At 39.3% G+C, this 26,162-nt stretch carries 25 protein-coding genes; 16 read left to right on the top strand and 9 right to left on the bottom strand.

Features of this window, described 5'->3' with window-relative positions:
• Positions 1–5,430, bottom strand: coding sequence for an N-6 DNA methylase (locus B7E04_RS14245; protein ID WP_080779256.1), 5,430 nt, complete (start codon positions 5,428–5,430; stop codon positions 1–3).
• Positions 5,417–5,854, bottom strand: a complete 438-nt coding sequence (locus B7E04_RS14240; protein ID WP_028298702.1) for a DUF1896 domain-containing protein — start codon at positions 5,852–5,854, stop codon at positions 5,417–5,419. The genes B7E04_RS14245 and B7E04_RS14240 overlap by 14 nt, the downstream gene beginning before the upstream one ends.
• Positions 5,855–6,018: 164 nt before the next feature.
• Here B7E04_RS14240 and B7E04_RS14235 point away from each other — a divergent pair, with 164 nt between their 5' ends.
• The 13 genes from B7E04_RS14235 to B7E04_RS22445 all read left to right on the top strand — a co-directional run bounded on the left by B7E04_RS14235 (position 6,019) and on the right by B7E04_RS22445 (position 16,716).
• On the top strand, positions 6,019–6,582 hold the full coding sequence (locus B7E04_RS14235; protein ID WP_026706441.1) for a helix-turn-helix domain-containing protein: 564 nt from the start codon (positions 6,019–6,021) through the stop codon (positions 6,580–6,582).
• 84 nt (positions 6,583–6,666) lie between these two features.
• Positions 6,667–9,081 carry a heavy metal translocating P-type ATPase gene (locus tag B7E04_RS14230; protein ID WP_080779255.1) on the top strand — a complete coding sequence of 805 codons (2,415 nt, stop codon included), beginning with the start codon at positions 6,667–6,669 and terminating at the stop codon, positions 9,079–9,081.
• Between the two features lie 101 nt (positions 9,082–9,182).
• Complete coding sequence (locus B7E04_RS14225; RefSeq protein WP_026706439.1) at positions 9,183–9,407, top strand: heavy-metal-associated domain-containing protein; 225 nt, start codon at positions 9,183–9,185, stop codon at positions 9,405–9,407.
• Between the two features lie 206 nt (positions 9,408–9,613).
• A complete protein-coding gene (locus tag B7E04_RS22190) occupies positions 9,614–9,994 on the top strand; it encodes a hypothetical protein (protein ID WP_165439445.1) in 381 nt (126 codons plus the stop codon).
• Between the two features lie 93 nt (positions 9,995–10,087).
• On the top strand, positions 10,088–10,966 hold the full coding sequence (locus B7E04_RS14215) for a DUF3347 domain-containing protein (protein ID WP_080779254.1): 879 nt from the start codon (positions 10,088–10,090) through the stop codon (positions 10,964–10,966).
• Positions 10,967–10,985: 19 nt separating this feature from the next.
• The gene (locus B7E04_RS14210; protein ID WP_080779253.1) at positions 10,986–11,507 is read left to right on the top strand and encodes a DUF305 domain-containing protein; all 522 of its coding nucleotides are present in this window, start codon (positions 10,986–10,988) and stop codon (positions 11,505–11,507) included.
• A 39-nt stretch (positions 11,508–11,546) separates the two neighbouring features.
• Positions 11,547–12,209, top strand: a complete 663-nt coding sequence (locus tag B7E04_RS14205; protein WP_065719295.1) for a DUF3347 domain-containing protein — start codon at positions 11,547–11,549, stop codon at positions 12,207–12,209.
• Between the two features lies 1 nt (position 12,210).
• Positions 12,211–12,660 carry a heme-binding domain-containing protein gene (locus B7E04_RS14200; protein ID WP_065719296.1) on the top strand — a complete coding sequence of 150 codons (450 nt, stop codon included), beginning with the start codon at positions 12,211–12,213 and terminating at the stop codon, positions 12,658–12,660.
• 22 nt (positions 12,661–12,682) lie between these two features.
• Positions 12,683–14,953, top strand: coding sequence for a multicopper oxidase family protein (locus tag B7E04_RS14195; protein ID WP_080779252.1), 2,271 nt, complete (start codon positions 12,683–12,685; stop codon positions 14,951–14,953).
• 107 nt (positions 14,954–15,060) lie between these two features.
• Positions 15,061–15,474 (top strand): VOC family protein, encoded by a 414-nt coding sequence (locus tag B7E04_RS14190; RefSeq protein ID WP_228439929.1) that lies wholly within the window; start codon positions 15,061–15,063, stop codon positions 15,472–15,474.
• A gap of 59 nt (positions 15,475–15,533) precedes the next feature.
• On the top strand, positions 15,534–15,908 hold the full coding sequence (locus B7E04_RS14185; protein WP_080779251.1) for an ArsR/SmtB family transcription factor: 375 nt from the start codon (positions 15,534–15,536) through the stop codon (positions 15,906–15,908).
• Positions 15,905–16,507, top strand: coding sequence for a mercuric transport protein MerTP (gene merTP / locus B7E04_RS14180; RefSeq protein ID WP_080779250.1), 603 nt, complete (start codon positions 15,905–15,907; stop codon positions 16,505–16,507). The genes B7E04_RS14185 and merTP overlap by 4 nt, the downstream gene beginning before the upstream one ends.
• Positions 16,507–16,716, top strand: a complete 210-nt coding sequence (locus tag B7E04_RS22445) for a GDCCVxC domain-containing (seleno)protein (protein WP_080779249.1) — start codon at positions 16,507–16,509, stop codon at positions 16,714–16,716. The genes merTP and B7E04_RS22445 overlap by 1 nt, the downstream gene beginning before the upstream one ends.
• Positions 16,717–16,866: 150 nt before the next feature.
• On the opposite strand, the gene B7E04_RS14170 is transcribed toward B7E04_RS22445, so the two are convergent.
• The 6 genes from B7E04_RS14170 to B7E04_RS14145 form a co-directional block, all read right to left on the bottom strand.
• Positions 16,867–17,514 carry an ORF6N domain-containing protein gene (locus tag B7E04_RS14170; RefSeq protein ID WP_449384828.1) on the bottom strand — a complete coding sequence of 216 codons (648 nt, stop codon included), beginning with the start codon at positions 17,512–17,514 and terminating at the stop codon, positions 16,867–16,869.
• Entirely contained in the window at positions 17,514–19,598 is a 2,085-nt protein-coding gene (locus B7E04_RS14165; protein WP_080779248.1) for a type IA DNA topoisomerase, read from the bottom strand. Before B7E04_RS14165 ends, B7E04_RS14170 begins: the two co-directional genes overlap by 1 nt.
• Before the next feature lie 6 nt (positions 19,599–19,604).
• Positions 19,605–21,071, bottom strand: coding sequence for a DUF3945 domain-containing protein (locus tag B7E04_RS14160; RefSeq protein WP_080779247.1), 1,467 nt, complete (start codon positions 21,069–21,071; stop codon positions 19,605–19,607).
• A 98-nt stretch (positions 21,072–21,169) separates the two neighbouring features.
• Complete coding sequence (locus tag B7E04_RS14155) at positions 21,170–21,463, bottom strand: helix-turn-helix domain-containing protein (RefSeq protein ID WP_080779246.1); 294 nt, start codon at positions 21,461–21,463, stop codon at positions 21,170–21,172.
• 26 nt (positions 21,464–21,489) lie between these two features.
• Positions 21,490–21,843: a helix-turn-helix domain-containing protein gene (locus B7E04_RS14150; RefSeq protein WP_080779245.1), complete on the bottom strand. Its 354-nt coding sequence runs from the start codon at positions 21,841–21,843 to the stop codon at positions 21,490–21,492.
• Between the two features lie 249 nt (positions 21,844–22,092).
• The gene (locus B7E04_RS14145; RefSeq protein ID WP_080779244.1) at positions 22,093–22,938 is read right to left on the bottom strand and encodes an RteC domain-containing protein; all 846 of its coding nucleotides are present in this window, start codon (positions 22,936–22,938) and stop codon (positions 22,093–22,095) included.
• A 455-nt stretch (positions 22,939–23,393) separates the two neighbouring features.
• Between B7E04_RS14145 and B7E04_RS14140 the strand changes: the two genes are divergently transcribed.
• Positions 23,394–24,176: an XRE family transcriptional regulator gene (locus B7E04_RS14140; protein ID WP_080779243.1), complete on the top strand. Its 783-nt coding sequence runs from the start codon at positions 23,394–23,396 to the stop codon at positions 24,174–24,176.
• A gap of 105 nt (positions 24,177–24,281) precedes the next feature.
• Positions 24,282–24,893: an alpha-ketoglutarate-dependent dioxygenase AlkB family protein gene (locus B7E04_RS14135; RefSeq protein ID WP_080779242.1), complete on the top strand. Its 612-nt coding sequence runs from the start codon at positions 24,282–24,284 to the stop codon at positions 24,891–24,893.
• A gap of 4 nt (positions 24,894–24,897) precedes the next feature.
• Here the strand turns inward: B7E04_RS14135 and xth are convergent, their stop codons facing one another.
• Complete coding sequence (gene xth, locus B7E04_RS14130; protein WP_080780694.1) at positions 24,898–25,671, bottom strand: exodeoxyribonuclease III; 774 nt, start codon at positions 25,669–25,671, stop codon at positions 24,898–24,900.
• A 250-nt stretch (positions 25,672–25,921) separates the two neighbouring features.
• Here xth and B7E04_RS14125 point away from each other — a divergent pair, with 250 nt between their 5' ends.
• On the top strand, positions 25,922–26,152 hold the full coding sequence (locus tag B7E04_RS14125; RefSeq protein ID WP_139785404.1) for a hypothetical protein: 231 nt from the start codon (positions 25,922–25,924) through the stop codon (positions 26,150–26,152).
• The last annotated feature ends 10 nt before the right edge of the window (positions 26,153–26,162 follow it).

The following is a 26,162-nucleotide window of genomic DNA, read 5'->3' as shown; positions in this document are numbered from 1 at the left end:
TTATATTATCCCTCTTGGCAGATGAGTACCTTTTGTCTGAATAATACTACCAGCAACAATGGGTGTATGCTCTTGTTTCTCAACTTTATTTTCGGCTTCATCGTTGGCGTCTTCTTTAGATTTTTTCATAGATAGCAGTATCTTCCGTTCAATGGCAGCCAATTCCGTTTTGAGTTCACTCAATCGGTTTTCCTTAGACCACGTACCATTAACCACTTCCTGAAGAACAGGTAAATCTTTTTGTGTTTCCGCAATTTTCTTTTGCTCCTGTTCGATATAGCCGGGCAATTTCTCCAGTGCATTAAGGAAGTTCATAGCCGCCAGCTTCTCATCTTTAGCAATTAAACCGTTGTTGTAGGTATATTTGATATTGCACTCTCCCTGCACTAAAAAGCGGTTTACCCGTATATCCACGCCCTCCTTTTCGGACATTTCGGTTTTTACCAACAGCGTAAATCCGTACAAACTACCGATTTCTTCATACTGACCTCCGGTGCGGGCTTTGTCCGCAAGCTGGTTGAGCTTTGCACCGATTTGTTTAATATCCGCATTGGGCGGTAAACCGTCCAACTGTACAGGATTTGCAATTGTACCGTCCGAACGTTTTTGTATGCGTTGCTGTAAGTTTTCCCAATCGAGGCTCATTCTGTTTAATCGGGATTGCGTACTATCCAGCAATTCCGTAAAGTCTTGCAGCTTGTATTTGGCACTGAACTTGGAACGGTTAAACGCCTGTTTTTCGCTTTCCAATCCGGCAATCTGTTTTTCTAATTTGGCTTTATCCAACAGGTCGGTATTTCCTGATAGGATAGCCACGTATTCCGAAAAGTTCATTCCTGATTTTTCGTCCATACTGCCCTCGTCAATCGTTCGTTTGCCGAGATTGTTGTTTTTTAATTGGTCTATGAAAAGTTGCTTATTGTACAGGAGGTTAAACTTATAGCTATCCAATGATTTTTCTACGGCATAGATAATCACATCTACTTTGTTATCGGCAAAGAACTTGGCAATCTCATTGCCTTTACGAACAGCTCTGCCATCCCTTTGGGCAAGGTCGCTCGGTCGCCACGGCGTATCTAAATGATGAACGGCAACAGCTCTTTTCTGTGCGTTTACACCTGTACCCAACATACTTGTAGAACCGAACAACACACGGATTTTACCCTCGTTCATTCCCTTGATAAGCTCCTTGCGTTGCTTATCATTTTTTCCCTCCTGTATAAACCGGACTTCGTGTGCAGGTATGCCGTGGTCTTCCACGAGCTTGCGTTTGATTTCGGAGTACACATTCCATTCGTCCGGCTTGTATGTTCCCAAATCGGAGAAAATGAACTGCGTTCCTTTCTGTGCGTTGTATTGGTTGTAATACTTGGCAATGTTTGCCGCACAATGCGAAGCCTTATTATCGGGGTGGTCATCATACGCACCGCTTACCATCCGCATATCCAAAGACATTTTGCGGGCGTAGTCCGTTGCGATAAGCATCTTTGCTTTTTCTTCGCTTTGTGATAAAGGTTCTCTTCCTAATAAGGTAGCATTTCCTGTTTTGGCAAACTCCATTAGCTTTTTGATAAAATCTTCCTGGTCTGGAGTAGGCGGTATGTTATACAATACCTCGTTCTTGTTGGGGCGGTCAATGCCTATATCTTTTGCCGTTCGGTAATCTGTGATTTCCGAGTAGAATTGCGCCAGCTCCGGCACTTTGATAAAGTAGCGGAAACGCTCTTTTGCCACAATGTTGTTAGCAACCGAAAATTCATAATCGGTTGTTTTCCTTGCATAGATAGCCGCCCACGCATCAAAAGAATGAATGCCCTGTTTTTCCAATGCCTGTGGTCGCAGGTATTTAAACAGTAGGTACAGTTCCGTTAGTGAGTTGCTGATGGTAGTACCTGAAAGAAAGGTCGCTCCCATATCCGCATTTGTGCGTTCCTGAATGGTACGGATAGCAAAGAGCAGGTTCAATGCCTTTTGGCTGCCATCCACATTGCCCAATCCGGCAACCCTTGTATGCCTTGTATTGAACATCAGGTTTTTGAATTGGTGGCTTTCGTCCACAAACAAAAGGTCGATGCCCATCATCTTAAAATCCACCACATCATCTTTGCGGTTCTCAATATCGTGTTGCAGGGTTTTGAGTTTTACTTCGAGATTTTCTTTCCGCTTGATTACTCCGGCAAGCATCCCTCTGGTAACTTCCTTGCCTTGCGATTGCAGGGCATCAAGGTTACGCTCTACGCTGTCTAATTCTATTTGGAGTATTTCTTTTTGAATTTCGGGCGATTGCGGTATCATTCCGAATTGGTCGTGTGTCAGTATCACACAATCCCAATCGTTGTTTTTAATGTCGCCAAAAATCCGCAGGCGTTTTTGGGGCGTAAAATCTTCTTTGCCCGGAAACAGGATTTTTGCGTGTGGGTAAGCAGTGCGGTAGGCTTCAGCAATTTCGTGAACATTACTTTTCAGCCCAATAATCATAGGCTTATGGGCTAACCCCAAACGCTTCATTTCCTGTGCAGCCGTACACATTACCAACGTTTTTCCTGCACCTACTTCGTGGTCGCAGATAGCACCGTTGTTCAGCTTTATCATCCAAACGGTGTCCTTTTGGCTTGAATACAGGTCTTCAATGCCCAATGCCTTACGGTCTAATCCCGGAAAGTCCTGATGGCTGCCGTCATAGTTCGGACGGACGAAGCAGTTAAACGTATCGTTATATTGGTCAGTCAACCTGTTTTTAAACTCATCGTTTTGGGCGTGAAGCCAATCGGTAAAGGCGGTACGGATTTCATCAAACTTGGTGTTCGCCATTTGTATGGCTTCCATATCCCGTAACTTGACCTCTTGGTCGCCAACCATCACTTTTTTGGTAATATCAGGCGTGGTATTGACAAGGGCGTGTTTGAGCAGGGCAATCCCGTCAAACGTCCGGCTTTCGGCTTTGACGGCGTATTTCTCCCAAATGTGCATATTCCCCTGATGGCACTTTACGGAAAAGTCATCGGAACTTTCGGAATAATGAACGAGTACATCTGCATCGAACAGGTTTGAAGCAAAACGGGCGTAAATGCCTGTGGGTATCCAGCGTTCGCCCAAATTAAAATCGAGTTCCTCAAACTCAATTCGTCTTGGGCGGGCTTCTTCCAAAACCGTAAGGCTTGCTTTGGCTTCGGTATCATCGGGATTGCGTTCGAGGTAGGTTCGTACCTCTTCGGCTTTCTCCACCACGTTGCCAGCAATCCAGCGTTCGGATATTTCATATTCCTTTTGTAGCGGATTGTAGTAAATACGACCATGTAAGGCTTCTTTCAACGCATCATCGGTCATACTGCTGATTTCGGACATATAGCTCAAATCCACGCTGCCGTATTTGTTTAATGAAGCAGCTAACGCTTCTTCGGGATTGTCCGTTGCAATGCTTACCGTAGAAAAACTAACAGGTCGGCTGAATATATCCGCTTTGTGTACCACGCCACCAACAACACGCTCCAAATAAGGGATTTCCTTACCGGAACTGTCTGTTTTGATGAGCTTGATATTATCCGCACTGTTGAAGTTTCCGTACGTTTTGACAAAGGCATCGTAAAGGCGGTTAAGGTTTTCCCTTTCTTTTTTGTATTCAGTTTGGAATTTTGCTTCTTTAGTGTAAAGCTCTTGGTAAACATCACGCACCCCGATATAAGCTTCGGCTCTTGCTTTTTGTAAGGATGATAATTGCAGGGGATGGAATACAGCCATACCGTCTTCCGTATCTACATCTTGCAGATGACCAACCCAACCTTTATCCACCACAAGACAATCGTTACGGTGAAACGGTTGCAGTTCGCCACTATATGGAGAGGGTTCGGGAACAACGTTAGTTATGCTTGGCTTTTCAGCTTGTCCGTTTCCGTTAATACCCGAAAACAGGTCGCCCACAGCTTCCTGTTTTTTGCCATTTGCTAATGTATTTTCATTGATAGCTCTATTGGTAATAGGAGGTGTATAGGGTTGCTGTATTGCACTACTACTGAACAGGTCGGGCTGGCGACCCATTGTACGGCGGTTTGTTTTAATGCTTTGCCTTTGGGATTGTGTCGTTCTTTTGGGCGGAGCAGCAACCATTACAGGCTCGTCAACACTTTCAAACAGGTCAAAAATGCTTAGTTGCTTTAATTCCTTTGGGCTTTCCCGATGAATTACAGATGTGGATATTGGTTGTGGTTTTTGTTGAATAGTTACAGGTTCGATAATTGGAGGCGTAACGTTTGGTGTCGGTATAACAGGCTCATTGTTTCGTTCGTCTCTGTATAAATTCAAATTCAAGTGCTTGCCAAAGTCTTCGGAAAGCATCTGTTTGAGATCATTGGCAGTTCCCTCAACGCCGCCTTTATGTGTATAGATTAGGGCTGGTTGTCCATAAGGGTCGGTATCTAATTTACGGTCGGTATGCACAATTCTTGTGCTGTCCTGAAAGAGTGCATTGCCCGGTGTATTGTATTCTGTTTGGCTGTTTCGGCAAAAAAGTTCTTCACCTTCGGTCAAACCTTGTTTTGCCGTATTCTTTTGCAGGATAATCAGGTCGCTGCCAACCTCTGTGCCTGCATATTCCGTAAAGAGGTTGTTAGGCAAGCGAACAACTGAAACCAAATTGTTATCCTGCATCAACGCCCTGCGTATCGGCTCGTTTTTCGGGCTGTTAAGGATGCCCTGTGAAGTGATGTAAGCCAGTAAGCCGCCCTCACGGAGCATATCAGTACCTTTCAGGAAGAAGTAATTATGTATGCTTCGGGATGCCTGTACTTTTGCACTGTCCTTGCTTCGGGAATAGGAAAGGTCGAAAACGGAAGTATCGCCAAATGGAATATTACTGGCGATTACATCAAAGCTGTTTTGTTCCTTTTCGGAGATTTCCTCAAAACCGCTTATGCGGATAGTGCTTTCGGGATACAGCTGTTTTAAAATCTTGCCTGTGAGCAAATCCTTTTCATAAGCAGTAACACTGGCTTTTTGATTTTCTGAAAAGGATTGTATGAAAGACCCGATACCAGCGGAGGGTTCGAGGAATTTATCAATGTTCAGACCGCTTTCACGCAAAGTTGCAGAAATCGCATCTATGACCTGTGGCGGTGTATAAAAAGCCGTCAGAACAGAGCTTTTCATACTATCCACATACCTGCGGTATTGCTTTTCGTCTTCGGAATTTTCTTTGAGTAGCTGGTGGAGCTCCTGCGTAATCGGGAAAAGGTCGTGTTCAGTCTTTCTCCAATTGTTGATGTCTATTTCGTTCGCTATGGGGTTCAATACGAATTTAAGACCGCCAAATCCGCTGTATTGCATCATTAGCAGTCTTTCGCCTACGGTGGCTTGCCGTTTCTCCTTTTCCAGTTTAAAAGCAATTCGCAGGGCATCAATGTTCTGTTGGAGATGTTGCTTTTTACTGAAGCCCATTTTCCTCTATCCATATTGCGATGGTTCCGGTTATTTCGGTATAGAGCAGGTCAAACTCATAACCGTATGCGAAATCATCGGTTAGTTCATAGCCGGAGAAAACAGGCTCGCAAACAGGAAACATTTTAAGGGAGAACGGTCGCAGTTCCTCATCTGCCATTATGGTATCAAACTCATTGCATACCACCTGAAACACGGTATCGAATTTGGAGAAATGCAAGCCCTCAAAAAGTATGTAATTGGCTATTTCGTTGCATTGCTCAATAGCGTTTCCCGAACTAAAAGCCCCCTCGTAGGCATTGGCAGCCCACGAAGAACGTTGCTCAACAAATTTTTGGTCGTTTGCTTTTTCGGGGAAGCTGGTATTTAATAATTCTTGTAATCGTAACCTGAAATACGATAGGTCTTTTTGCTGTGTATCCATACTATAATTTTGTTTAGAATTTTACTTGAAGCCTAAAATTATAGCAGTAGATAAGTGCCTTTGAAGATGTGGCAGGATTTGGCGTTGAGAGGCAGGATTTGGCGTTAAAAGATATAATGCCAAAGATTAATTTGTACCTTTGTTAAGGTCGTAAAAAGGTATATATGAATACACTCTTTATTAAAAATATGGTTTGCAACCGCTGTATTATGGTGGTGCAAAATGAATTGGATAAATTAGGTTTGACTGTAAAAAAAATCAAACTTGGAGAGGTAACATTGGATAAAGAGATTACACCAGAAGAAAAAAATAATTTAGATAAGGTTTTAATTCCATTGGGCTTTGAACTCATTGACGATAAAAAAAGCCGCATCATTGAAAAGATAAAAAATATAATTATTGACCTTGTGCATCATCAGGACAATGACACCAAATCCAATCTTTCAGATGTATTAAGTAGTCAATTGCACCACGATTATAATTACCTATCCAATCTCTTTTCGGAGGTGGAGGGTATTACTATTGAAAAATACTTTATTGCCCAAAAAGTAGAAAAAGTAAAAGAGCTGTTGGTATATGATGAACTGTCTTTGAGTGAAATTGCCTTTCGTCTGAACTATTCGAGTGTAGCCTATTTAAGCAACCAGTTCAAAAAAGTAACAGGACTGACACCGAGCTATTTCAAACAAATAAAAGAAGGTAAAAGAAAGCCGTTGGATAAATTGTAAATCTTACAAATCATTCCCAAAATTTCACAATAGCGTCCATTAATATAATAGCCAATTTTGTATTGTTAATTAAAGCAAGCAATTATGGCAACGAATAATAAAGAAACCATTTATCTTCCTTTGGAAGATGTAGAAAGTGAACATTGTGCATTAATCGTTGAAAAAGGATTAGCACAGGTTAAAGGTATCGCAACCCACAAAGTAGAGCTGAATAACCGCAGGGCAGCTATCACGGTAGATAATAGCGAAGCAATAGGCGAAGCGGTTAAAGCTATCAAAGACTTAGGTTATGGTGTTTCCACCATAAAAAATACATTTCCAGTAATAGGTATGACCTGTGCCTCTTGTGCGAGCAGTGCCGAAAGCATTGTAAAGCATCAGGAGGGCGTTATAAATGCCTCCGTAAACTTTGCTACGGGAAACCTTACCGTTGAATACCTGCCTAATATGACCGATGCTTCAAAATTGCAAAAGGCGGTACAGTCAATTGGGTACGATTTGTTGATTGAGGAAGAAAATAAGCAGCAGGAAACATTAGAAACTATCCACGCTGAAAAGTTCCAAAAGCTAAAGACCAAAACCGTATGGGCTATTACCCTGTCATTGCCTGTTGTAGTGATAGCAATGTTCTTTATGGATATACCTTATGCCAATCAAATTATGTGGGCATTTTCTACACCTGTTGTATTGTGGTTGGGCAGGGATTTTTTTATCAATGCCTGGAAGCAGACAAAACATCGTTCAGCCAATATGGATACATTGGTAGCATTGAGTACAGGTATCGCCTACCTGTTCAGTGTATTCAATATGTTGTTTGCCGACTTTTGGCATCAAAGAGGATTACACGCCCACGTATATTTTGAAGCAGCAGCCGTAATTGTCGCATTTATTCTGTTAGGAAAATTACTGGAAGAAAAAGCCAAAGGCAATACCTCTTCAGCAATAAAAAAACTAATGGGCTTACAACCTAAAACCGTTATTGTGATACAAACGGACGGAACGGAAAAACAGACCGCTATTGAGGATGTAAACGCAGGCGACGTTATCCTTGTAAAGCCGGGCGAGAAAATTGCCGTTGATGGTATGGTTACTTCGGGCAGTTCTTACGTGGATGAAAGTATGTTGAGTGGCGAGCCTGTACCTGTACTGAAAAAAGAAAACGAAAAAGTATTTGCAGGAACTATTAACCAAAAAGGAAGTTTCCAGTTCAAAGCGGTTAAAGTGGGAAAAGAAACAATGCTTGCCCATATCATCAAAATGGTGCAGGACGCACAAGGAAGCAAAGCACCTGTACAAAAATTGGTGGATAAGATTGCGGGTATCTTTGTTCCGGTTGTGATAGGGATTGCCATTCTCGCATTTATCCTATGGTTTGTTTTAGGAGGCGATAACGGGATTGTTCAGGGGCTATTGGCAGCCGTTACGGTATTGGTTATTGCTTGTCCCTGTGCTTTGGGATTGGCTACACCTACGGCTATAATGGTTGGCGTTGGCAAAGGTGCTGAAAAAGGTATTTTGATAAAAGATGCCGAAAGTTTAGAATTAGCCAAAAAAGTTGATGCCATTATTTTAGATAAAACAGGAACAATTACAGAGGGTAGACCAGAGGTAACAGGCGTTCAATGGCTGAATAATGATGATGCGTCCAAAGACATTTTATTAAGCATTGAAAAGCAATCCGAACACCCATTGGCAGAAGCAGTAGTAAAACACTTGGACAGAGCAGCAATCATAACCTTAACACAATTTGACAGTATCACAGGTAAAGGAGCAAAAGCCGACCATAATAACGAAACATATTTTGTAGGCAATAAAAAACTGTTGGCAGAAAATAACATTACTATTGCGGAACAATTACAAAAGCAAGCCAATGAATGGGGCAAACAATCAAAAACTGTTATTTGGTTTGCCGACAGCAAACAGGCACTTTCCGTATTAGCCATATCAGACAAGATTAAAGAAACATCGGTAGAAGCCATCCGCCAAATGCAGGAAATGGGCATTGACCTGTATATGCTGACAGGCGACAACGAAGCTACAGCCAAAGCCATTGCGGAGCAAACAGGCATTAAGCATTACAAAGCAGAAGTATTGCCACAGCACAAAGCAGATTTTGTAAAAGAATTACAAAGTAAAGGTAAAGTAGTGGCAATGGTTGGGGACGGTATTAATGACAGTACCGCTTTGGCAACAGCCGATGTGAGTATAGCAATGGGCAAAGGTTCGGACATTGCAATGGACGTCGCCAAAATGACCATCATTTCATCAGACCTGACTAAAATACCGCAGGCAATAAAATTGTCAAAACAAACCGTAGCCACCATTAAGCAAAATCTGTTTTGGGCATTTATCTATAATTTAATAGGTATTCCCATTGCGGCAGGTATTCTCTATCCGATAAACGGTTTCCTATTAAACCCGATGATTGCAGGTGCAGCAATGGCATTGAGTAGCGTGAGTGTAGTAACTAACAGCTTGCGGTTGAAGTGGAAAAAGTAAAACAGTAAATCTCACAAATCAAATAAGAAATTCCACAATAATACAGAATGGCATCGTACCGAAATTTGTATCAATAAATAACATTCTAAAACAGTAAAAAAATGGAAAATAAAAATCTTCAATTCAAAACAAATATTAATTGTGGTGGTTGCGTAGCATCAGTAAAACCACATTTGGATAATGCTGATGGCATCTGTCATTGGGAAGTGGACACAACAAATAAAGACAAAGTATTGACCGTGAAATCGGAAGGAATGACCGAACAGGAAATTATAGATACGGTTAAGAAAGCAGGCTTTACAATAGAACCACTAATCAAAAAATAATTTTAACCTATAAATACCTGTTTGATTAGATAGTTTATAACAATTACAACAGATAATTAAATAGGTATTTACTCAAGGAGCATAAAAATGACAATAGAAATATGTCATTTAAACATTTTTATCTGAAATTCTATATTTGAAGTTTATGAAATGCAAAAGATAGCAATTAAAAGAAATAATTTCATAATTTTGTAGTGTTGAAAAATTTGAGTAAACATATCAGCTTTGTCATCTTATTGTGTTTGGGCTTTTTCCTAATGCCAAGCATAAGCTATGCTTGTGCAAAAAAAACAGCTAAGACAGAACAAAAAAGTTGCTCAAAAGAAAAATCTGAAAAATCTCACCATAAAGACAGTTGCAAGGACAAGTCTTGTAAAAAATGTAAGGATGGTCACGACTGCGACAGCAATTGTAAACACGGCTCTTGTGGATGTAGTACTTCTTCATCTTCTGTTAGTTTACAAATACCAATAGATTTAAAAATAACAACCCCTTTTGCCGAAACTAAAAAGCAAAAATTCGGGTTCAAACAAGCCTACTATTCTTCGGGCTACTCTTCCATTTGGCAACCGCCTAAAATAAGCTAAAACGGTGGCTTGATAGCCACAAATATGTCTTGTCGAAAGCTATTTAGTTTTCGCACAATCTTTGTTTATCTTACTAAATTAAAAATTTTCAAAATGAAATCATTATCAAAAATAGTGATGGTAATCGTTGTATTACTATCGTCAGTAAACAGTTTCGCACAAATCAAGAATGCGAAAACAGAAACCGTAAAAGTTTATGGCAATTGCGGTATGTGTAAAGCCACTATCGAAAAAGCAGGAAACGTGAATAAGGTAGCCAGTGTAGAATGGAATAAAGATACCAAAATGGCTACGCTCAACTATGATGATAAAAAAACAAATCAGGATGAAATATTGAAACGAATTGCTTTGGCTGGTTACGATAGCGAAAAATTTTTAGCACCTGATGATGTTTATGCTAAACTTCCTGGATGTTGCCAGTACAGCAGAGAATTAAAGCCAGTCGCAAAATCTAATGATGCGGGTATGCATATGAAAAATGAACACGCCAACCATAACCAAAGCGATATGGCTAAAAAAAATACCGCTGAAACGCAAAATGCAACACAACTTAAAGCCGTTTTCGACAATTATTTTTCAGTGAAAGATGCTTTGGTAAAAACTGATGCAGGTACTTCATCGGCAAAAGCTGCCGAATTGGCAAAAGCTATCAAAGCGGTAGAAATGGCAAAACTTTCTACTGACGAACATACAACTTGGATGAAAGTAATGAAAGACTTGACAGTAAATGCCGAAAAAATTTCCACTTCTAAAGATGTTGCAAAACAAAGAGAAACATTCGCTTTGCTTTCCAAGAATATGTACGAATTAGCTAAGGCATCAAAACAAGAAACACCTGTTTACTATCAGCATTGCCCAATGTATAACAATGGTAAAGGTGCAAATTGGTTAAGCAAAGAAGAAGCAGTTAAAAATCCATATTACGGTTCTCAAATGCTTACTTGTGGCAGTGTACAAGAAACTATTAAATAACAAATAAAAAGCAATTGTTATGGAAAGTATGAAAAACCAACACGGAATGCAACATACCCACAAGAGTGAAGAAAATAATTCCAATCATTCTTTGGCAATGTACAAACGCTTTGCTGTAATGGCTGTTGCAATGTTTGTAGCTATGTATTTTATTATGTATGCTATGATTGACGGATTGAATAATCTTATCCCAAACATCAACAATTTATATATGACGCTGCTAATGGTTTCAGCAATGTTGATTATTGAATTATTGATAATGAAAGGAATGTATCAAAACAAAAAAATCAATTGGGCTGTAATTACAGTTTCTCTTGCGATTGGTATCTTCTCGTGGTTTGGCATTAGGGAGCAAATAAATGTGGGCGATAAGCAATTTGTAAAAGGGATGATACCGCATCACGCAGCAGCGGTATTAATGTCCGAAAAAGCTAAGCTTACCGATCCCGAATTAATTGAGCTACAAAAAAACATACTCGAAACACAAGCAAAGGAAATCGAATTTATGAAGCGAAAGCTGAAAGAATTTGAAAACAAGTAAACAACAAAAATTTCTTTAATAACATTAAATAGCATTAAAATGAAAAATATATTTTTCTCCATCATCGCATTGGCAACGGTTGCAACAATAACAGTTTCGTGCAATCAGTCTTCCAATAAAAATAGCACCCAACAGGCTAATGATAGCACCGGAGTATCAGAAACTAAGGATTTATCATCAGCGGTACAAAATGATACTGTAGCTACTGTTACTTCAACAGATATGTCTTCTCAGAAAGAGGAAAAGTCCACTGTAAAGGAACAAGCACAAAACTTTACAATCACACCGATAATTAAGGATTATTTGGCTTTGAAAAATGCACTCGTTGCTGATAATGATAAAGCAGCTGCAAATGCTGGAAAACAACTTTTTGCTACTTTAAAGAAGGTGGATATGAAAACCATACCTGCCAGCAAGCATAAGGAGTTTATGGATGTTTTCGAAAATGCTAAGGAAAATGCAGAACACATTGGCGACAATGCTGGTAAAATAGACCACCAGAGAGAGCATTTAGCATCGTTAAGTAAAGACGTTTCCGACCTTATCGCATTGTTTGGAACAACTCAAAAATTATATCAGGACTATTGCCCAATGTACAATGATGGCAAAGGTGCAGTTTGGATTAGCGAAGCTAAAGCAATAAAAAATCCGTATTACGGTAGTCAGATGCTTACCTGCGGTTCTGTAAAAAAAGAATTTTAAAATGAACAGAGTATTAAAGATAATATTAGCAATAGTGCTGTTTATTTTTATTGCAATTCAATTTTATCAGCCTGCCCTTAATGTAGATAAAGGGCAGGTTTACACAACAGATTTTACCCAATTCTATAAAATGCCTGTTCAAGTAAAAGCGATGTTTCAAACCTCTTGCTACGATTGCCATAGCAACAATACCAACTATGTTTGGTACGATTACATACAGCCCGCAAGAGCATTGGTAGAGAGCCATATCAAAAACGCAAAAGAAGATTTGAATTTCAATGAATGGGGTACATACTCAAATAGGAAACAAGAAAGATTATTAAACTCAATCAAAGAACAAATAGAAACGAAGCAAATGCCCCTGTCCTCATATACACTGATGCACAAAGATGCAAAACTGAATGACGAGCAAATCAAAACATTAACCGACTGGCTAAAAGAACAGGAATAAGTTTCATTAATAAAATATCAAAATGAATATACCCATAAATAGTAAAAGGAGATTGTTGCAAGCGGTATTTATACTGCTGTGTTCGCAATCCGTTTTTGCACAAAAAGTAGTGAGATATGAGCTGTATGTAAAAGATACGCTTGTAAACTATGCAGGCAAAGAAAAAAGAGCTATTGCCGTAAATGGACAAATACCAATGCCTACACTTACTTTCACAGAAGGCGATACAGCCGAAATAGTAGTCCATAACCAATTAAAAGAAAGTACCTCGCTCCATTGGCACGGTGTGTTCCTACCTAATAAAGAAGATGGTGTGCCGTGGCTGACACAAAAACCTATTAAGGCAGGTACAACTTATACCTATCGTTTTCCGATTATCCAACACGGAACGCATTGGTATCATTCCCATTCAGGTTTGCAGGAGCAAATTGGAATGTATGGCAGTTTTGTAATGAAAAAACGTAATGACGATAAAACCTTTAGAAAAGGAATTGATGATTTGCCGACCGTACCCATCATTTTAAGCGAATGGACAAACCTAAATCCCGATAACATTAACCGCATGTTGCATAATGCCAATGATTGGGCTGCGATAAAAAAGAACGCTACACAGTCCTATGCGGAAGCCATCAGAGAGGGAAATTTCAAAACCAAATTGACCAACGAATGGAAACGTATGTTGGCAATGGACGTAAGCGATGTGTATTATGACAAAATATTAATCAACGGAAATCATACTACCGATTTAAAAACAGTTGATGGCAAAACACTAAAAGCAGGAGATAAAGTAAGATTAAGAGTATCAAACGGCGGAGCATCATCCTATTTTTGGTTACGATATGCAGGCGGTAAAATTACAGTAGTAGCCAATGATGGTAATGATGTAGAGCCAGTAGAGGTAGATAGATTAATCATTGCGGTTTCCGAAACTTATGATATTGTGGTAACAATTCCTGACGATGGAGTTGCCTACGAGTTTTTAGCCACAACCGAAGACAGAACACAATCGGCAAGCTATTTTGTAGGCAATGGTATCAAACAGTTAATATCGCCACTCCCAAGATTGAAATATTTTGAGGGGATGAAGATGATGAACGATATGATGAAGATGAATGGAGATTTGGACGATATGGGTATGAAAATGAGCCTGAACCAAATGGATATGAATGTGGTAATGTATCCCGAAATTACTGGAGAGGCTAAACCTAAAGAAGACCATAGCCAACACAATATGAATATGGATAATGAACCCAACCGTTACAATGCAAATGCTTTGGGAGAAATAAAAACGCTGAATTATGCAATGTTACAATCTCCTTACAATACGGAACTCCCTAAAGATGCTCCGGTCAAAGAATTGAAGTTTACCCTTACAGGAAATATGAACCGATATGTATGGAGTATGGATAATAAAATACTTTCTGAAACCGATAAAATACCTGTAAAAAAAGGAGAAATTTTACGCATCACCATTTACAATAATTCGATGATGCGCCACCCGATGCACCTGCACGGTTTTGATTTCAGGGTAATCAACGGTAAAGGCGAAAAATCACCACTTAAAAATGTTTTGGATATAATGCCAATGGAAACAGATACCATCGAATTTTTAGCAAATGAAGAGGGAGATTGGTTTTTCCATTGTCATATACTTTACCATATGATGTCGGGGATGAACAGGGTATTTGCTGTTGACGATTATCAAAATCCGTATTTGCCCAATAAAAAGCAAGCCTACAATAAATTACAGCGAGAAAGCAATATGCCGCACTTTATGGCACAGAATGATTTTGCAACCAATGGTAACGATGGCGAAGCAATGTTTCAAAATGCAAGATGGTCTTTGGGTACAGAATGGCGTTTAGGCTACAACGATATGCACGGCTATGAAGTAGAAACACATTTAGGAAGATACATCGGAAAAATGCAGTGGCTTATGCCCTTTATAGGTTTTGACTGGCGTTATCGTAAAATGGGAATGGATGAGCACGAAACCAATTTATTCGGACAGAAGAATGAAAAAGATACACGCAGAGCAGTTAGTTTAGGTTTTATGTACACCCTACCAATGCTCGTAAACTTTCAGGCAGAAGTATATCACGATGGGATTGTTCGTTTATCGTTGATGCGTGAAGACATCCCTGTTTCAAAAAGATTAAGAGCTGGCTTTATGGTCAATACCGATATGGAATATATGGCAGAATTAAAATATATTATCAATAAAAATATTGGCATTCGTACACATTATGACAGTGATATGGGATTGGGCGTAGGAGTGAGTTTGAATTATTAAAATAACGTCGAAACAAAAGGCTAAAAACTAACTCAAGGAACCGAAAGCTTTTTTCAATCTTTGAGCTGCCTCAGCTATTTATCTCAACATTAAAATAATACACGAGAATGATAGAGCTAATAAAAACAATACCCGCATTTCCTGTTCGAAAAATTGACAAAGCAGTTGATTTTTACGAAGCCAAATTCGGTTTTACTTGCCGGCATCAAGAAAAACACTTTGCAATTTTAGTTCGTGACAATATAGAACTCCATTTGTGGGCTTCTTGTAATTACAATTGGAAATGGAAAAGCATTTTTCTATTTCTAAAACCGATTAGTAGCGGGGCAGAAAGCTTTTTAGCAGGAACACACAGTTGCAGAATTGAAGTAAAGGGAGTTGAAGAGCTGTATAAGGAGCTAAAAGAAAAAGAGGTACTTCACAATGAAAAAACAGAGATAGAAAGTACCTATTATGGCACAAAAGAATTTGCAGCATTAGACTTATACGGAAATCTTTTATCCTTTTATGAAAATGTATAAAAAGATGTTTTTGTATTTTAGTATTTGCTTAAATAAACAATTTGTTTATCTTTGTATTTATGGATAATCTTTCTTGTATAAGGCAGCAGGCGGACGTTAAGCAGATAATGCGTTGCAAAGACCGGATTAGTGAAATCAAAGGGACAGTTGATTATTTATCCAGCGGACTTGAGTTAGCGGGTAACAATGTAAGACTGAAAATACTTTTCCTTCTTTATGAAGAAAAGCAACTTTGTGTTTGCGACCTAAGCGATATTCTCGGTATGACCATTTCGGCAGTTTCTCAGCACTTGCGAAAACTCAAAGACAGAAAACTCATTGAAACGGAAAGACAAGCGCAAACTATTTTCTATTCGTTGGCAAAAGAGTATGAAAAAATGCTCAAACCTTTTTTCAAAATCCTTAACGAAAACAAAATTTTGGAAGCAATATGAAAACAGAAAAAAAATTAATCGGTGCAGGACTTTTGACAGCAATTGCTTCGTCTTTGTGCTGTATTACGCCAATTTTGGCTATAGTTGCGGGTTCAAGCGGAATTGCTTCTACCTTTTCGTGGCTCGAACCTTTTCGACCTTATTTTATTGGTATGACTGTTTTAGTTCTTGGCTTTGCTTGGTATCAAAAACTGAAACCTCAAAAACAAAGTGACTGCAATTGTGAAACAAATCAAAAACCAAATTTTATGCAAACGAAATCATTTTTAGGAATTATTACCGCTATGTCAGTTCTGCTTTTATCATTTCCGAGTTATGCTCACATCTTTATTCCGAAGACAAAAAGCGTGTCAATTGTAACCTCGACTTCTAAAATTCAAAAAGTTGAATTTACTATTAAAGGAATGACTTGTTCTGGTTGTGAACATCACGTAAAGACAGAAATTAACAAACTAAAAGGCATTGTTGAAGTTGTTGTTTCTTACGAAAACGGTAATGCAATTGTAAAGTTTGACAACAAACAAACTACCATCGAGCAAATCGAAAAAGCTATCAACTCGACTGGTTACAAGTCAATAAAAAGAAAAATTATTTCATAATGGACACTATTTTAATATCAGAAATCACTTGTCCAAATTGTGGACATAAAAAATCCGAAGAAATGCCAACCGATGCTTGTCAATTTTTCTATCAGTGTGAGAGTTGCAAAACAACTCTAAAACCTATAAAGGGAGATTGTTGCGTGTTTTGTAGTTACGGTACAGTAAAGTGCCCACCTATTCAAGAGGGAAATGCCTGTTGTAAATAAATGAAAATAGGTAAAATTTAGCTTCAATATTTATAAGTGTCTATATAAAGTTAAATATAATTTACGGTCAATGAGGCTATTGCATTGTTCATTAACACATAAGTTTTGATAATGAAATATGATAAAATACTCGGTTTACTGAACCGACTGTTATATGTAAATATTGTATGTGAGGAACAATAAAAGGTTTAGGTGTTCTATAACCCCTTCTGAACATTTCAAAGTAACTGAATGGATAAATTTTATAATGGAACATTGTGTAAACTGGAAACTGCAATCAACGAGTTGGAGATTGAAGCAGATTATTCCATACATCGTATAGAGGCTGCTTTCCATAGCTTTAAAAATCTCTTCAAATTTTTGGTCAGCTTCTAATTGTTTCAGTTCAATGTTATCCAAACGATGAAACAAAGAGGCATTACTGATAAGCATACGCCGCATTTCTACAAAGGCTTCCATAATTTCAACACTGACTTTAACCGCTATATCTGAGCGGAGTATGGCAGAAGCCATTGCGACCCCTTGTTCAGTAAAAACATAGGGCAAATACCGTCTTCCACCGTAGCTTAAACTTGAGGTTCCAATTTGGAACCTCAAGTTTTCAACTTCCTCTTCGGTCAGTTGAAAGCAAAAAGAAACGGGAAACCTTTCAATATTTCTTTTTACGGCTTTGTTGAGGTTTTTTGTTTCCACTTGATATAAGGAAGCGAGGTCGCTATCCAGCATCACTTGCCTTCCACGTATGGAATAAATCAGATTTCTGATTTCCTTTGTGCTAATGGTAGGCTTATTTTCCATTACTTTTTGTAGCTTTTATTTTTGGCAAACTCAAAAGAGGTTTTGCAATCCTCATTCAACACGATATAAGCATCGAATTTCTTTCCGGCTTTGCTTTTCATTCCTTTGATAAGTGAAGTTTTCTTTTTATTGACAAGGTTTTCAATATCGGCTAAGCCGATTTGTACGCCACACACATTGCGGAACTGTACCCAATTACAAACTTCATCAGGACACTTCACTATTTTATCACGGATAATGAGTTGCTGGCTTTTGCATTTCGGGCAAACCAATTTAGGCAGGTTGTTTTGGGCAATGGAAGCTTGTAACAATTCATTGGTAATAGATGAGGCGTAAGTTTCCATTTCTTTTTGAAATGCCTCTGCATCTGTTTCGTTATTTTCGATTTTTTGCAAAGCCAATTCCCATTCGGCGGTCATTGCCACATCCGCAATTTTACGGTCTTTGACCAATTCGTACACCTGCAATCCTTTTTCGGTAGGGATTAAGGATTTCTTTTCCCGTTGGATATAATTGCGGGTAAACAAGGTTTCAATTATTGCGGCTCTTGTAGCCGGAGTGCCAATACCGATATTTTGCAAGGCTTTCCGTTCGTCTTCATTTTCGATTTCCTTTCCTGCACTTTCCATAGCCGACAAAAGCCCTGCTTCGGTATATAATACAGGCGGTTTCGTTTTCTTTTCCAAAACGGAGGCTTCTTTTATTTTAAGTTCATCGCCTTTTTTTATTTCGGGCAAATCCTGTACAGGTTCGGTATCATCATCGGAGAAACTGCCTTTGATGGAACGCCAGCCTGCTTCGATAACCTTACAACCCTTTACTGTAAAATCATAATGCAACGCTTGTAAACCTACATCGGTTATCTCTTTGATGCAGGCTTGTGAAAGGGCTTCGAGCAATCGAAAGGCAATCATATCATAAACGGAGTTTTCCTTTGCGTTCAGGGCTGATGGGATTTTATCAGTAATCAATAATCCGTGGTGGTCGGTAACACGCAAATCGTTTACAATACGTTTATTGAACCGTCCCCATTTCAATTTCCCTACGGCTTGCTTGCAGGTTTCGCTGTCCTGCAAAGCCCTTACGAGGTTGGGGATTTCTGCCCACATATCTTCAGGAATGTACTTGCTTCCGGTGCGTGGGTATGTGATAAACTTCCTTTCATAAAGGCTTTGGGCAATATTGAGCGTTTCTTCCGCAGAAAGGTTCAGCTTTTTGTTGGCTTCTTTTTGCAAGCCAGTAAGGTCGAACAATAGAGGCGGTTGCTCTGTAATACTTTTGGTTTCCACCGATGTAACCGTTGCCGTTTTACTTCGCTGAATGGATTTCAGCGTATCATCGGCAAGTTTTTGGTCTTCCCATTTGGTTTTGGAAATGCTTTTAAAATCTATCAGTTCTTTGTTGTGCGATAACTGTATCTGCCAGTATTTCTTTACCGAGAAATTTTTACTTTCCAAATAGCGTTTGCATATCAAAACCAGTGTAGGCGTTTGCACTCTTCCGAGCGAATAAATGCCATTTCCTGCGGCTATGCTCAACGCCTGTGTAGCATTGATGCCCACGAGCCAATCGGCACGGCTTCTTCCTTGTGCCGCCTGATACAATCCATCAAATTCTTTTCCGTCTTTGAGGTTATCAAACCCCTGCTTAATGGCTTTTTCGGTAAGCGAACTAATCCAAAGCCGCTCAAAGGGCTTGTTGCATTTCAGGTATTCATAAATGTACCTGAAAATGAGTTCGCCTTCACGTCCTGCATCGGTGGCTACAATGATGCTGTTACTACGGTTAAAAAGCTGTTCGATGACTTTCAGTTGCTTTAATGCACCCGTATCCGCTGTATAACCTTTGTCTTTTTTGACCTTTCGGACGGTCAGCAAAAACGGGTTTGGGAGTATTGGCAAAGCTGCTTTGTCAAATCCCAAAATCCCGTAATCTTCGGGCATTCCCAATCCTATTAAATGACCGAATGCCCACGTAACAAAATAGCCGTTACCTGTCAGGTAGCCGTCCTTTTTATCGGATGCTCCCACAAGTCCGGCTATTTCCCTTGCTACGCTTGGTTTTTCTGCGATTATTGTTTTCATACTTTACTACATTTTTCTGCCTTTGGACTTTGCAGGTGTTTCGGATTTTTCCTGCTGTTGTTTGTTTTTCGGTCTTTGTTGCCCAGATTTTAAAGGCTCGTTGATATTTTTGGTCGCTTCGTTGGTCTTGCCCTCTGAATTGACGGCGGTTTGCGTTTTGTGGGCTTCGGCAGGTTTTGCCTGTGCTTTAACCTGGCTTGGAAATTGGAAGTTCGTTTTTCCTGTTTCTGCATTGAAAGTGATATAACCCTGATACGGTTGCCCTTTCTTATCTTTCAATCCGTCAATGTAAACGGTTTGCCCGGCTTTGAAATCCTTATGCTGCTCATCGGTCAGTTCTTTGCCCCTGAATGTTTTTGGAGCTTCCTGCGGCTGGCTTTGCTGATTACTTTGTCCGTTGTTTTGAGTTTGCCCATTGCTTTGGGTCTGCCTGTTGGAGTTATTGCGGTCAAACAGGAACTCAACATAACGCTTGTCTGCATTGAACTGTACCGTTGCCGAAAACTCCGTTCCTTTGGTGGAAATCATACCCTCTAACTTTAGTGGTTTACCCTCTATTAAAGTTTGCTTTTGCTCATCGTTCAGTTTCACGCCTTTAATTTCATCGGGAATTTTTATGAAATCCGTCCGCAACGCAATTACATCATTTGTTAGCCTGTCTATACTGATAATGGACGGCATCAGTTCGCCCGTTTTGGTATTGGTCAGGTTAACTACACGCCCCATATTACCTGTTTCGAGCAGGTTCTTTTTGTCCTCATCGGTAAACTTGTGTCCGAAAAACTCAAAATGGAGGTTTGGTTCTTTTTTGATGCCGTGTATTGCTACAATAACATTTCCATCTTCGGCTTGCTGTAAAGACAATCGGGCATCTGTGCGGAGAATAGTACCGCCGAAATTAACGCCTATCGGCAAAAGTTCATTGGTTTTATAACCTCGTAACAAAGGGTCAAGCAGGTTTCTTTTTTCAAGATACTCCTTGCTTAATCCGAGGTTTTTCATTGTGTCCCAATCAATCTGCTCCGGTTTGTAGCGGTACTCGCTGGCTTCCGGTGTTGTTTGTGTTGTTGCCATATTTTTTTGATTTTCTTGTTTTTTATCCTGTTGCGGTTCTGTTTTTACTTCGTGTTCTTTCATCACTTTTTCACCTTCGGGAGTGGGCTTATCAACCTGCTTTTGCATTTCCTGTGCTTTTTTAACCGCAATAGGTGCAGGCACTTTGAAAAATGAAAAATTGGTAGGGTTCTTTAGCTGGCTGAAAAAATTAGAGAAGAAGTTGGAAAAAAAATCACCGCTTTTATCCACACGCATAAACTGGTTTTGGTTTTTCTTAGTGGGGTCAACGGTTTCCATTTTCCCGTTCTCGTCAATACTCTTTATGGCTTGGATTTTCATTTTTTCTTTATCCAGTACCAATAATATGTCCGATAATTGTTCGGGCATTTCCTTCTTATTTGTCGTTTCTTCGCTCATAATCTGAAAAATTTAAAGTTTACCGCCGAATGTAAATGAAGCGTTGGCTGTATCGCCCGAAGTGGCACTCAAAGGCAGCCTTTGTCTTTCATTGGCGTTCATTTGGTTGAGGGTGGGTTAAAGCTCTCTCTTATGAACTGATGTACATCGGATAGCTTGTAATACAGCTTTCCGCTTATCGTATAATAGGGTAGTTTGCCAATGGAGCGATACCGTTGCAGGGAGCGGTTGCTGATTTTAAGCATTTGAAGCAAATCCTGGTTATCCAGCAATTCCTCGCCGTCTATGCTGTTGCGTTTCTTTTGCAGTTCATCTATATTGTCGCCCAGCATATCCAAGCGACCCATTAAGCGTTCCATCCACGCCAAAAATTCCATTCTGTCAATATTCATAGGAATATACTTTTAAGGGTTCATACCTATTTTTTATCTGTCTTTAGCTTTCTGCCTTTTTCGATAAAGCTTTTGCCTTTTGCCATAAGCTCCTGCATAAATTCATCACTGCTCTGTACGGCATTGGCATTGAGCATATCCTTAATTGCTCCTATGGTGTAGAAATATTGACCATAGATTTTTGAATAAGCAATCTCGCCTTTGGTACGCATACGCCACAGCGTTTTCTCGCTGATGTGCAGGTATTGGCATACCTCGTGGTTATTGAGCCACAGATCATCATAGCTTTTATCTTCCTGTCTTTTCAGATAGTCGGCAATGGCATTGATACTGCTGTTAAGCTGTTGCCAGGCTTCCTCTTCAATGGTTATTATTTTCATTGCATATCATTTAAAGTTCTTTATGCAAAATTGTGAAAGGTGGCAGTGTTTGTCTGCCAATGCTTGCCAATTGGTTTGGCGGTTTTTTGAAATTTTCTACAATTTGGTAAACCCTTGTTTAATAAGGGTTTTAGGGATTTAAGTGAGTTTAATTATGAGGTTGTATCAACATTTGCCAATTGGCAGATATGGGCAAAGAAAAAAGCAGTACGTTTTGGGTACTGCTTTCAAATCTTTATTTTGATATAGCTAAAGGTCTTTATCCATATATTCTTCGAGGGATATTTTAAGCTGGTCTAAAAATGCAGTTCTTGAACCTGCTCTTGTTTTCATTCGGTGGAAAGAATGATGAATATCGTTTAACGGAGTTCTAAACAGCACTTGAAAAATCAAAGCCAATTTTCTTATCCCTATTTTTCCGTATGCAATGGAATTTGAAGCATAGAGAGCGTATATGAGCTCAATAAGTGCATTTTGAGAATTTGTCCATGAAATATCCTTATTTGTATCTAAATTCTGTAAAATCGTGTCTGTGTTTTCTTCGGGATTGATTTTGCTGAGCATGTAAGTATAAAGTAATTCATTAGCAATAATATGTGCAATCTTATTATCATAATACGTTGAGAAGCTGAGGTCAATTTCAAATACGCCACTTTTCAAACCATCGTGATAATTGATCTTTCCAAGTTTGAAATAAGTATGGTCACGATCTGTTCTACCAGCTCGGTAATATCTATAAAAATCTTCATTACAAATATTTTCCTTATATTCTGATTTCAGATTTTTTAATAGGTTTTCGTAGTAGCTATGATGTATTTTGCCGTTATTGACAGGACAGGTTGTTTCTATGCGGAATACTTTATTGTAGTAAATTAGTTTTCCTAATATTTGCGGTTTGATATTCCTGAAAAATTCAATCTCCTGTTGTTCATCTTTAAATCCGGCTTGTAAGACTTTGATTTTTATGGCACAGAGCAGTTCTTTTAGGAACAACGTCATTTGATAAGCCTCATTCGCTGTTGGCATCATTTGAGAAGATAGTTTGTCTTCTTGATAATGAATTTGCGATAATATTTTATTCAACACGATTTCCATAGCATAGTCGTTTAGAGGTTCTCACAATTTGTTTCGGAGTTGCATCTATTGTTGATATGTCAAAATTTGGGAATAATATTGAAACTATTATCACAGTTTCTCCCCAGTGGGGAGATTTTATTTGTTATTAAGTAGAAGGAAAGGGTAAAAATAAAGGATAAAGAACCAATACTCTTTACCCTTTATTTTTTATATTTGCAATATTGATTTACAAGGTAATCAAATGAAAATAAGTGCAGTAAGCACCATTACTAAATCGTTACCGATAGTGTTTTCCACTCTTGTAAACTACTCTTTATTAGCCGCTTTGGGCTATATTAATCTTTTTTATTAAAAATAAGAACATGAAACACTTTAATTTTCAGCGCTAATCCCTGATTAATTCTACTTATTGAAGCAAAAGACTTGTTTGTTTTAAATTGTAATTCGTATTTTTGTTGATATATTTCGTATCAATGTCAATTTTTTCAAATAATATACGCTTTCTAAGAGCAAAGAGAGACCTTTCCCAACAGTCTGTAGCCAATGAACTGGCGATTTCCCGTGTCCGGTATTCCAAATATGAAAACGGGGTTTCGGAACCGCCTATTGAACTGCTGGTTAAAATGTCTAAATATTTTCATGTCAGCATTGATCTCCTGGTTTCCGTAGATATCCGTAAATATCCTCTGGAAGAAATGCTGAAGCTTCCGGATAACAGGATTGTACTTCCGGTAGCGGTAGACAGCCATGGAAATGATACTATTGAGATCATTCCGCAGAAAGCTTCTATGGGATATCTGGAAGGCTACAGTGATGTTGGCTATATCGAAAGCCTTCAGAGAATTGCGCTGCCTTTTCTTAACAATGGTAAATACAGGGCTTTTCCAGCTGACGGAGATTCTATGCCGCCGTTCAGGAACGGTTCCTATATTGTAGGAAAATACGTAGAGGGGATCAGTGAACTGAAACCCGGAAAGACCTATGTTTTCATCACATTGAATGACGGGATCACCTACAAACGTTTTAAGGAAATTAAAGGAAATTCAGTCTGTGTAAGTGCAGATAATACATTCTATGAACCCTACGATATCCCGTTCAATGAAATTGTGGAGATCTGGCAGTATGCATCAGGGATTTTCCCTGAAGATTTTGAGCCGGGTGATTATGAAAGTTATAATTTCAAGGAAATGTTCAGGGAACTGAAAAAGGATATTAAAGATCTGGACCGTAAAGTTTCAAAACGAAGAAAAGTTTAACAGAATGGAAGCTGGAAGTAGAAAGATGGGTGTAATTGAGCCGATAACTTCCTTCTCCCGGCTTCAAACTTCCTTTCTCTATCTATCAGATTAATATACCGTATAATGGACCAGTTAAGTTTATTCAATGCTGATGAATATTTTCGTTTTCCAACAGAGCTGCTGGAGTATACTGAACATTTTATGGCAGACAACGAAGCTTCCCAACTTGAGCAGCTTCTGATCCGTACTGTGCCCTGGAAGCAGAGGACCCAGAAAATGTACGATAAAACGGTTCTTACCCCACGGCTGACGGCCTGGTATGGTGATGATAGTAAGAATTACAGATTGGGAGGGAATGATTTTACAGTGAATCCCTGGTTACCGGAATTATGGTCTCTGAAACAGCAGATCGAAACATCATCCGGATACCGCTTTAATTCCGTTTTGCTGAATTTATACCGCGATGGTAATGACTCCGTTGCATGGCACCGCGACAAAGAAAGTGAACTGGGAAACCGTCCTGTCATAGCTTCCGTCAGTCTGGGACAGGTAAGGAATTTTGATTTCCGTAAAGCAGATGACCATCAGAACAAATACAGCCTGCCGCTTCAGCATGGATCGCTGCTGATCATGAAAGGAGATCTCCAGCTGCATTGGGAACATCGGATTGCAAAATCTGTAAAACCAATGAAACCCCGCATTAATCTTACGTTCCGGATGATCCGCGAAGCATAGCCGTTTATTTTTTCAGCTCAATCCACACCGGTGCATGATCACTGCTTTTTGTCCAGCCGCGGACATGGCGGTCTACTCCACCGGATTTTAAAGCTGAATGAAGATAAGGGCTCAGCAGGATATGATCCAGTCTGATGCCTGCATTCCGGTCATAGGCCTTGTACAGATAGTCCCAGAACGTATAGATGGTATCATCAGGATACAGGGTCCGGATGCTATCCAGCCAGCCTTTGTTCAGCAGGTCTTTGTAAGCCTTTCTTACTTCTGTTCTGTATAATGCATCATTTTCCCAGCGTTCGGGTTTGTAAACATCCACAGGCTCCGGAATAATATTATAATCACCGATGAGAACAGCGGGAAGCTCCATTTTTATAAGCTGGTTGGTTCTTCTTTTTAAACGTTTGATCCAGTCTAATTTATATTCAAATTTAGGACCCGGATAAGGGTTACCATTAGGAAGATACATGCAGGCGACCACCATCTGATCTATGATAGCTTCAATATAGCGGCTCTGCACATCTTCAGGGTCTCCAGGCAAGGTATTCTGAACTTCTGTGATTTCAAGGTCTTTTGCAAGTATGGCTACCCCGTTCCAGCTTTTCTGCCCTTTCCATATAGCCTGATAGCCGGCAGCATTGATTTCTTTTAAAGGAAAACGTTCCTGAGGTGCTTTTAATTCCTGAAGGCATACAATGTCTGGCCGGGCTTCTTTCAGCCATTGCAGCAAAACAGGCAGGCGTCCGTTGATTCCGTTTACGTTATAAGTAGCGATCTTCATATTTGGAGGATTGTGTGGTTTTATTAAGGCAACAATTATTCCACCCTTTTTGAAAGAAATATGCTCAGTCCAGTAAAAATCAGATACCACATTTATGCGCATAATATTATATTGGCATAATTTATTCATTGGTCTGAATGATAAAATGGAATTCTATACAAAAATTTACCATTCTGGAAATCGGCCAGGGACCAAACTAAATGACCGTCAAGGTGATGATTTCCAGACTGAATCAAAAATAAATCATCTTATGAAATATAATAAAGCCTTAGCCTATAAAAAAGAAGCTTTAGAAAAAGCGGATGAATCCGTTCTTCAGAATTATCATATCATCATCACCCCTGCTGATACTGCAGAAAGTGCTGAATATATTGAAGAATTTTCAAAAAATCCGGATGATTTTCAGGACAGCAGCTGTAAAAAATACTGCTCGAATGATGAGTATGAGGTCGTTAGTTTCAGAAAAGAAAAAGAAGATTAATCACTTCGCG

This window comes from Chryseobacterium phocaeense (genome assembly GCF_900169075.1).
GTDB classification, from domain to species: Bacteria; Bacteroidota; Bacteroidia; order Flavobacteriales; family Weeksellaceae; genus Chryseobacterium; species Chryseobacterium phocaeense.
Note: the sequence above shows the minus strand (reverse complement) of the source record. Positions and strands in the feature narration are given on the sequence as shown.

Coding starts and splice junctions, on each gene's coding strand:
- B7E04_RS14245 (WP_080779256.1), bottom strand. CDS start 5,430: ATGGGCTTCAGTAAAAAGCAACATCTCCAACAGAACATTGATGCCCTG.
- B7E04_RS14240 (WP_028298702.1), bottom strand. CDS start 5,854: ATGGATACACAGCAAAAAGACCTATCGTATTTCAGGTTACGATTACAA.
- B7E04_RS14235 (WP_026706441.1), top strand. CDS start 6,019: ATGAATACACTCTTTATTAAAAATATGGTTTGCAACCGCTGTATTATG.
- B7E04_RS14230 (WP_080779255.1), top strand. CDS start 6,667: ATGGCAACGAATAATAAAGAAACCATTTATCTTCCTTTGGAAGATGTA.
- B7E04_RS14225 (WP_026706439.1), top strand. CDS start 9,183: ATGGAAAATAAAAATCTTCAATTCAAAACAAATATTAATTGTGGTGGT.
- B7E04_RS14215 (WP_080779254.1), top strand. CDS start 10,088: ATGAAATCATTATCAAAAATAGTGATGGTAATCGTTGTATTACTATCG.
- B7E04_RS14210 (WP_080779253.1), top strand. CDS start 10,986: ATGGAAAGTATGAAAAACCAACACGGAATGCAACATACCCACAAGAGT.
- B7E04_RS14205 (WP_065719295.1), top strand. CDS start 11,547: ATGAAAAATATATTTTTCTCCATCATCGCATTGGCAACGGTTGCAACA.
- B7E04_RS14200 (WP_065719296.1), top strand. CDS start 12,211: ATGAACAGAGTATTAAAGATAATATTAGCAATAGTGCTGTTTATTTTT.
- B7E04_RS14195 (WP_080779252.1), top strand. CDS start 12,683: ATGAATATACCCATAAATAGTAAAAGGAGATTGTTGCAAGCGGTATTT.
- B7E04_RS14190 (WP_228439929.1), top strand. CDS start 15,061: ATGATAGAGCTAATAAAAACAATACCCGCATTTCCTGTTCGAAAAATT.
- B7E04_RS14185 (WP_080779251.1), top strand. CDS start 15,534: ATGGATAATCTTTCTTGTATAAGGCAGCAGGCGGACGTTAAGCAGATA.
- merTP (WP_080779250.1), top strand. CDS start 15,905: ATGAAAACAGAAAAAAAATTAATCGGTGCAGGACTTTTGACAGCAATT.
- B7E04_RS22445 (WP_080779249.1), top strand. CDS start 16,507: ATGGACACTATTTTAATATCAGAAATCACTTGTCCAAATTGTGGACAT.
- B7E04_RS14170 (WP_449384828.1), bottom strand. CDS start 17,514: ATGGAAAATAAGCCTACCATTAGCACAAAGGAAATCAGAAATCTGATT.
- B7E04_RS14165 (WP_080779248.1), bottom strand. CDS start 19,598: ATGAAAACAATAATCGCAGAAAAACCAAGCGTAGCAAGGGAAATAGCC.
- B7E04_RS14160 (WP_080779247.1), bottom strand. CDS start 21,071: ATGAGCGAAGAAACGACAAATAAGAAGGAAATGCCCGAACAATTATCG.
- B7E04_RS14155 (WP_080779246.1), bottom strand. CDS start 21,463: ATGAATATTGACAGAATGGAATTTTTGGCGTGGATGGAACGCTTAATG.
- B7E04_RS14150 (WP_080779245.1), bottom strand. CDS start 21,843: ATGAAAATAATAACCATTGAAGAGGAAGCCTGGCAACAGCTTAACAGC.
- B7E04_RS14145 (WP_080779244.1), bottom strand. CDS start 22,938: ATGGAAATCGTGTTGAATAAAATATTATCGCAAATTCATTATCAAGAA.
- B7E04_RS14140 (WP_080779243.1), top strand. CDS start 23,394: ATGTCAATTTTTTCAAATAATATACGCTTTCTAAGAGCAAAGAGAGAC.
- B7E04_RS14135 (WP_080779242.1), top strand. CDS start 24,282: ATGGACCAGTTAAGTTTATTCAATGCTGATGAATATTTTCGTTTTCCA.
- xth (WP_080780694.1), bottom strand. CDS start 25,671: ATGAAGATCGCTACTTATAACGTAAACGGAATCAACGGACGCCTGCCT.
- B7E04_RS14125 (WP_139785404.1), top strand. CDS start 25,922: ATGAAATATAATAAAGCCTTAGCCTATAAAAAAGAAGCTTTAGAAAAA.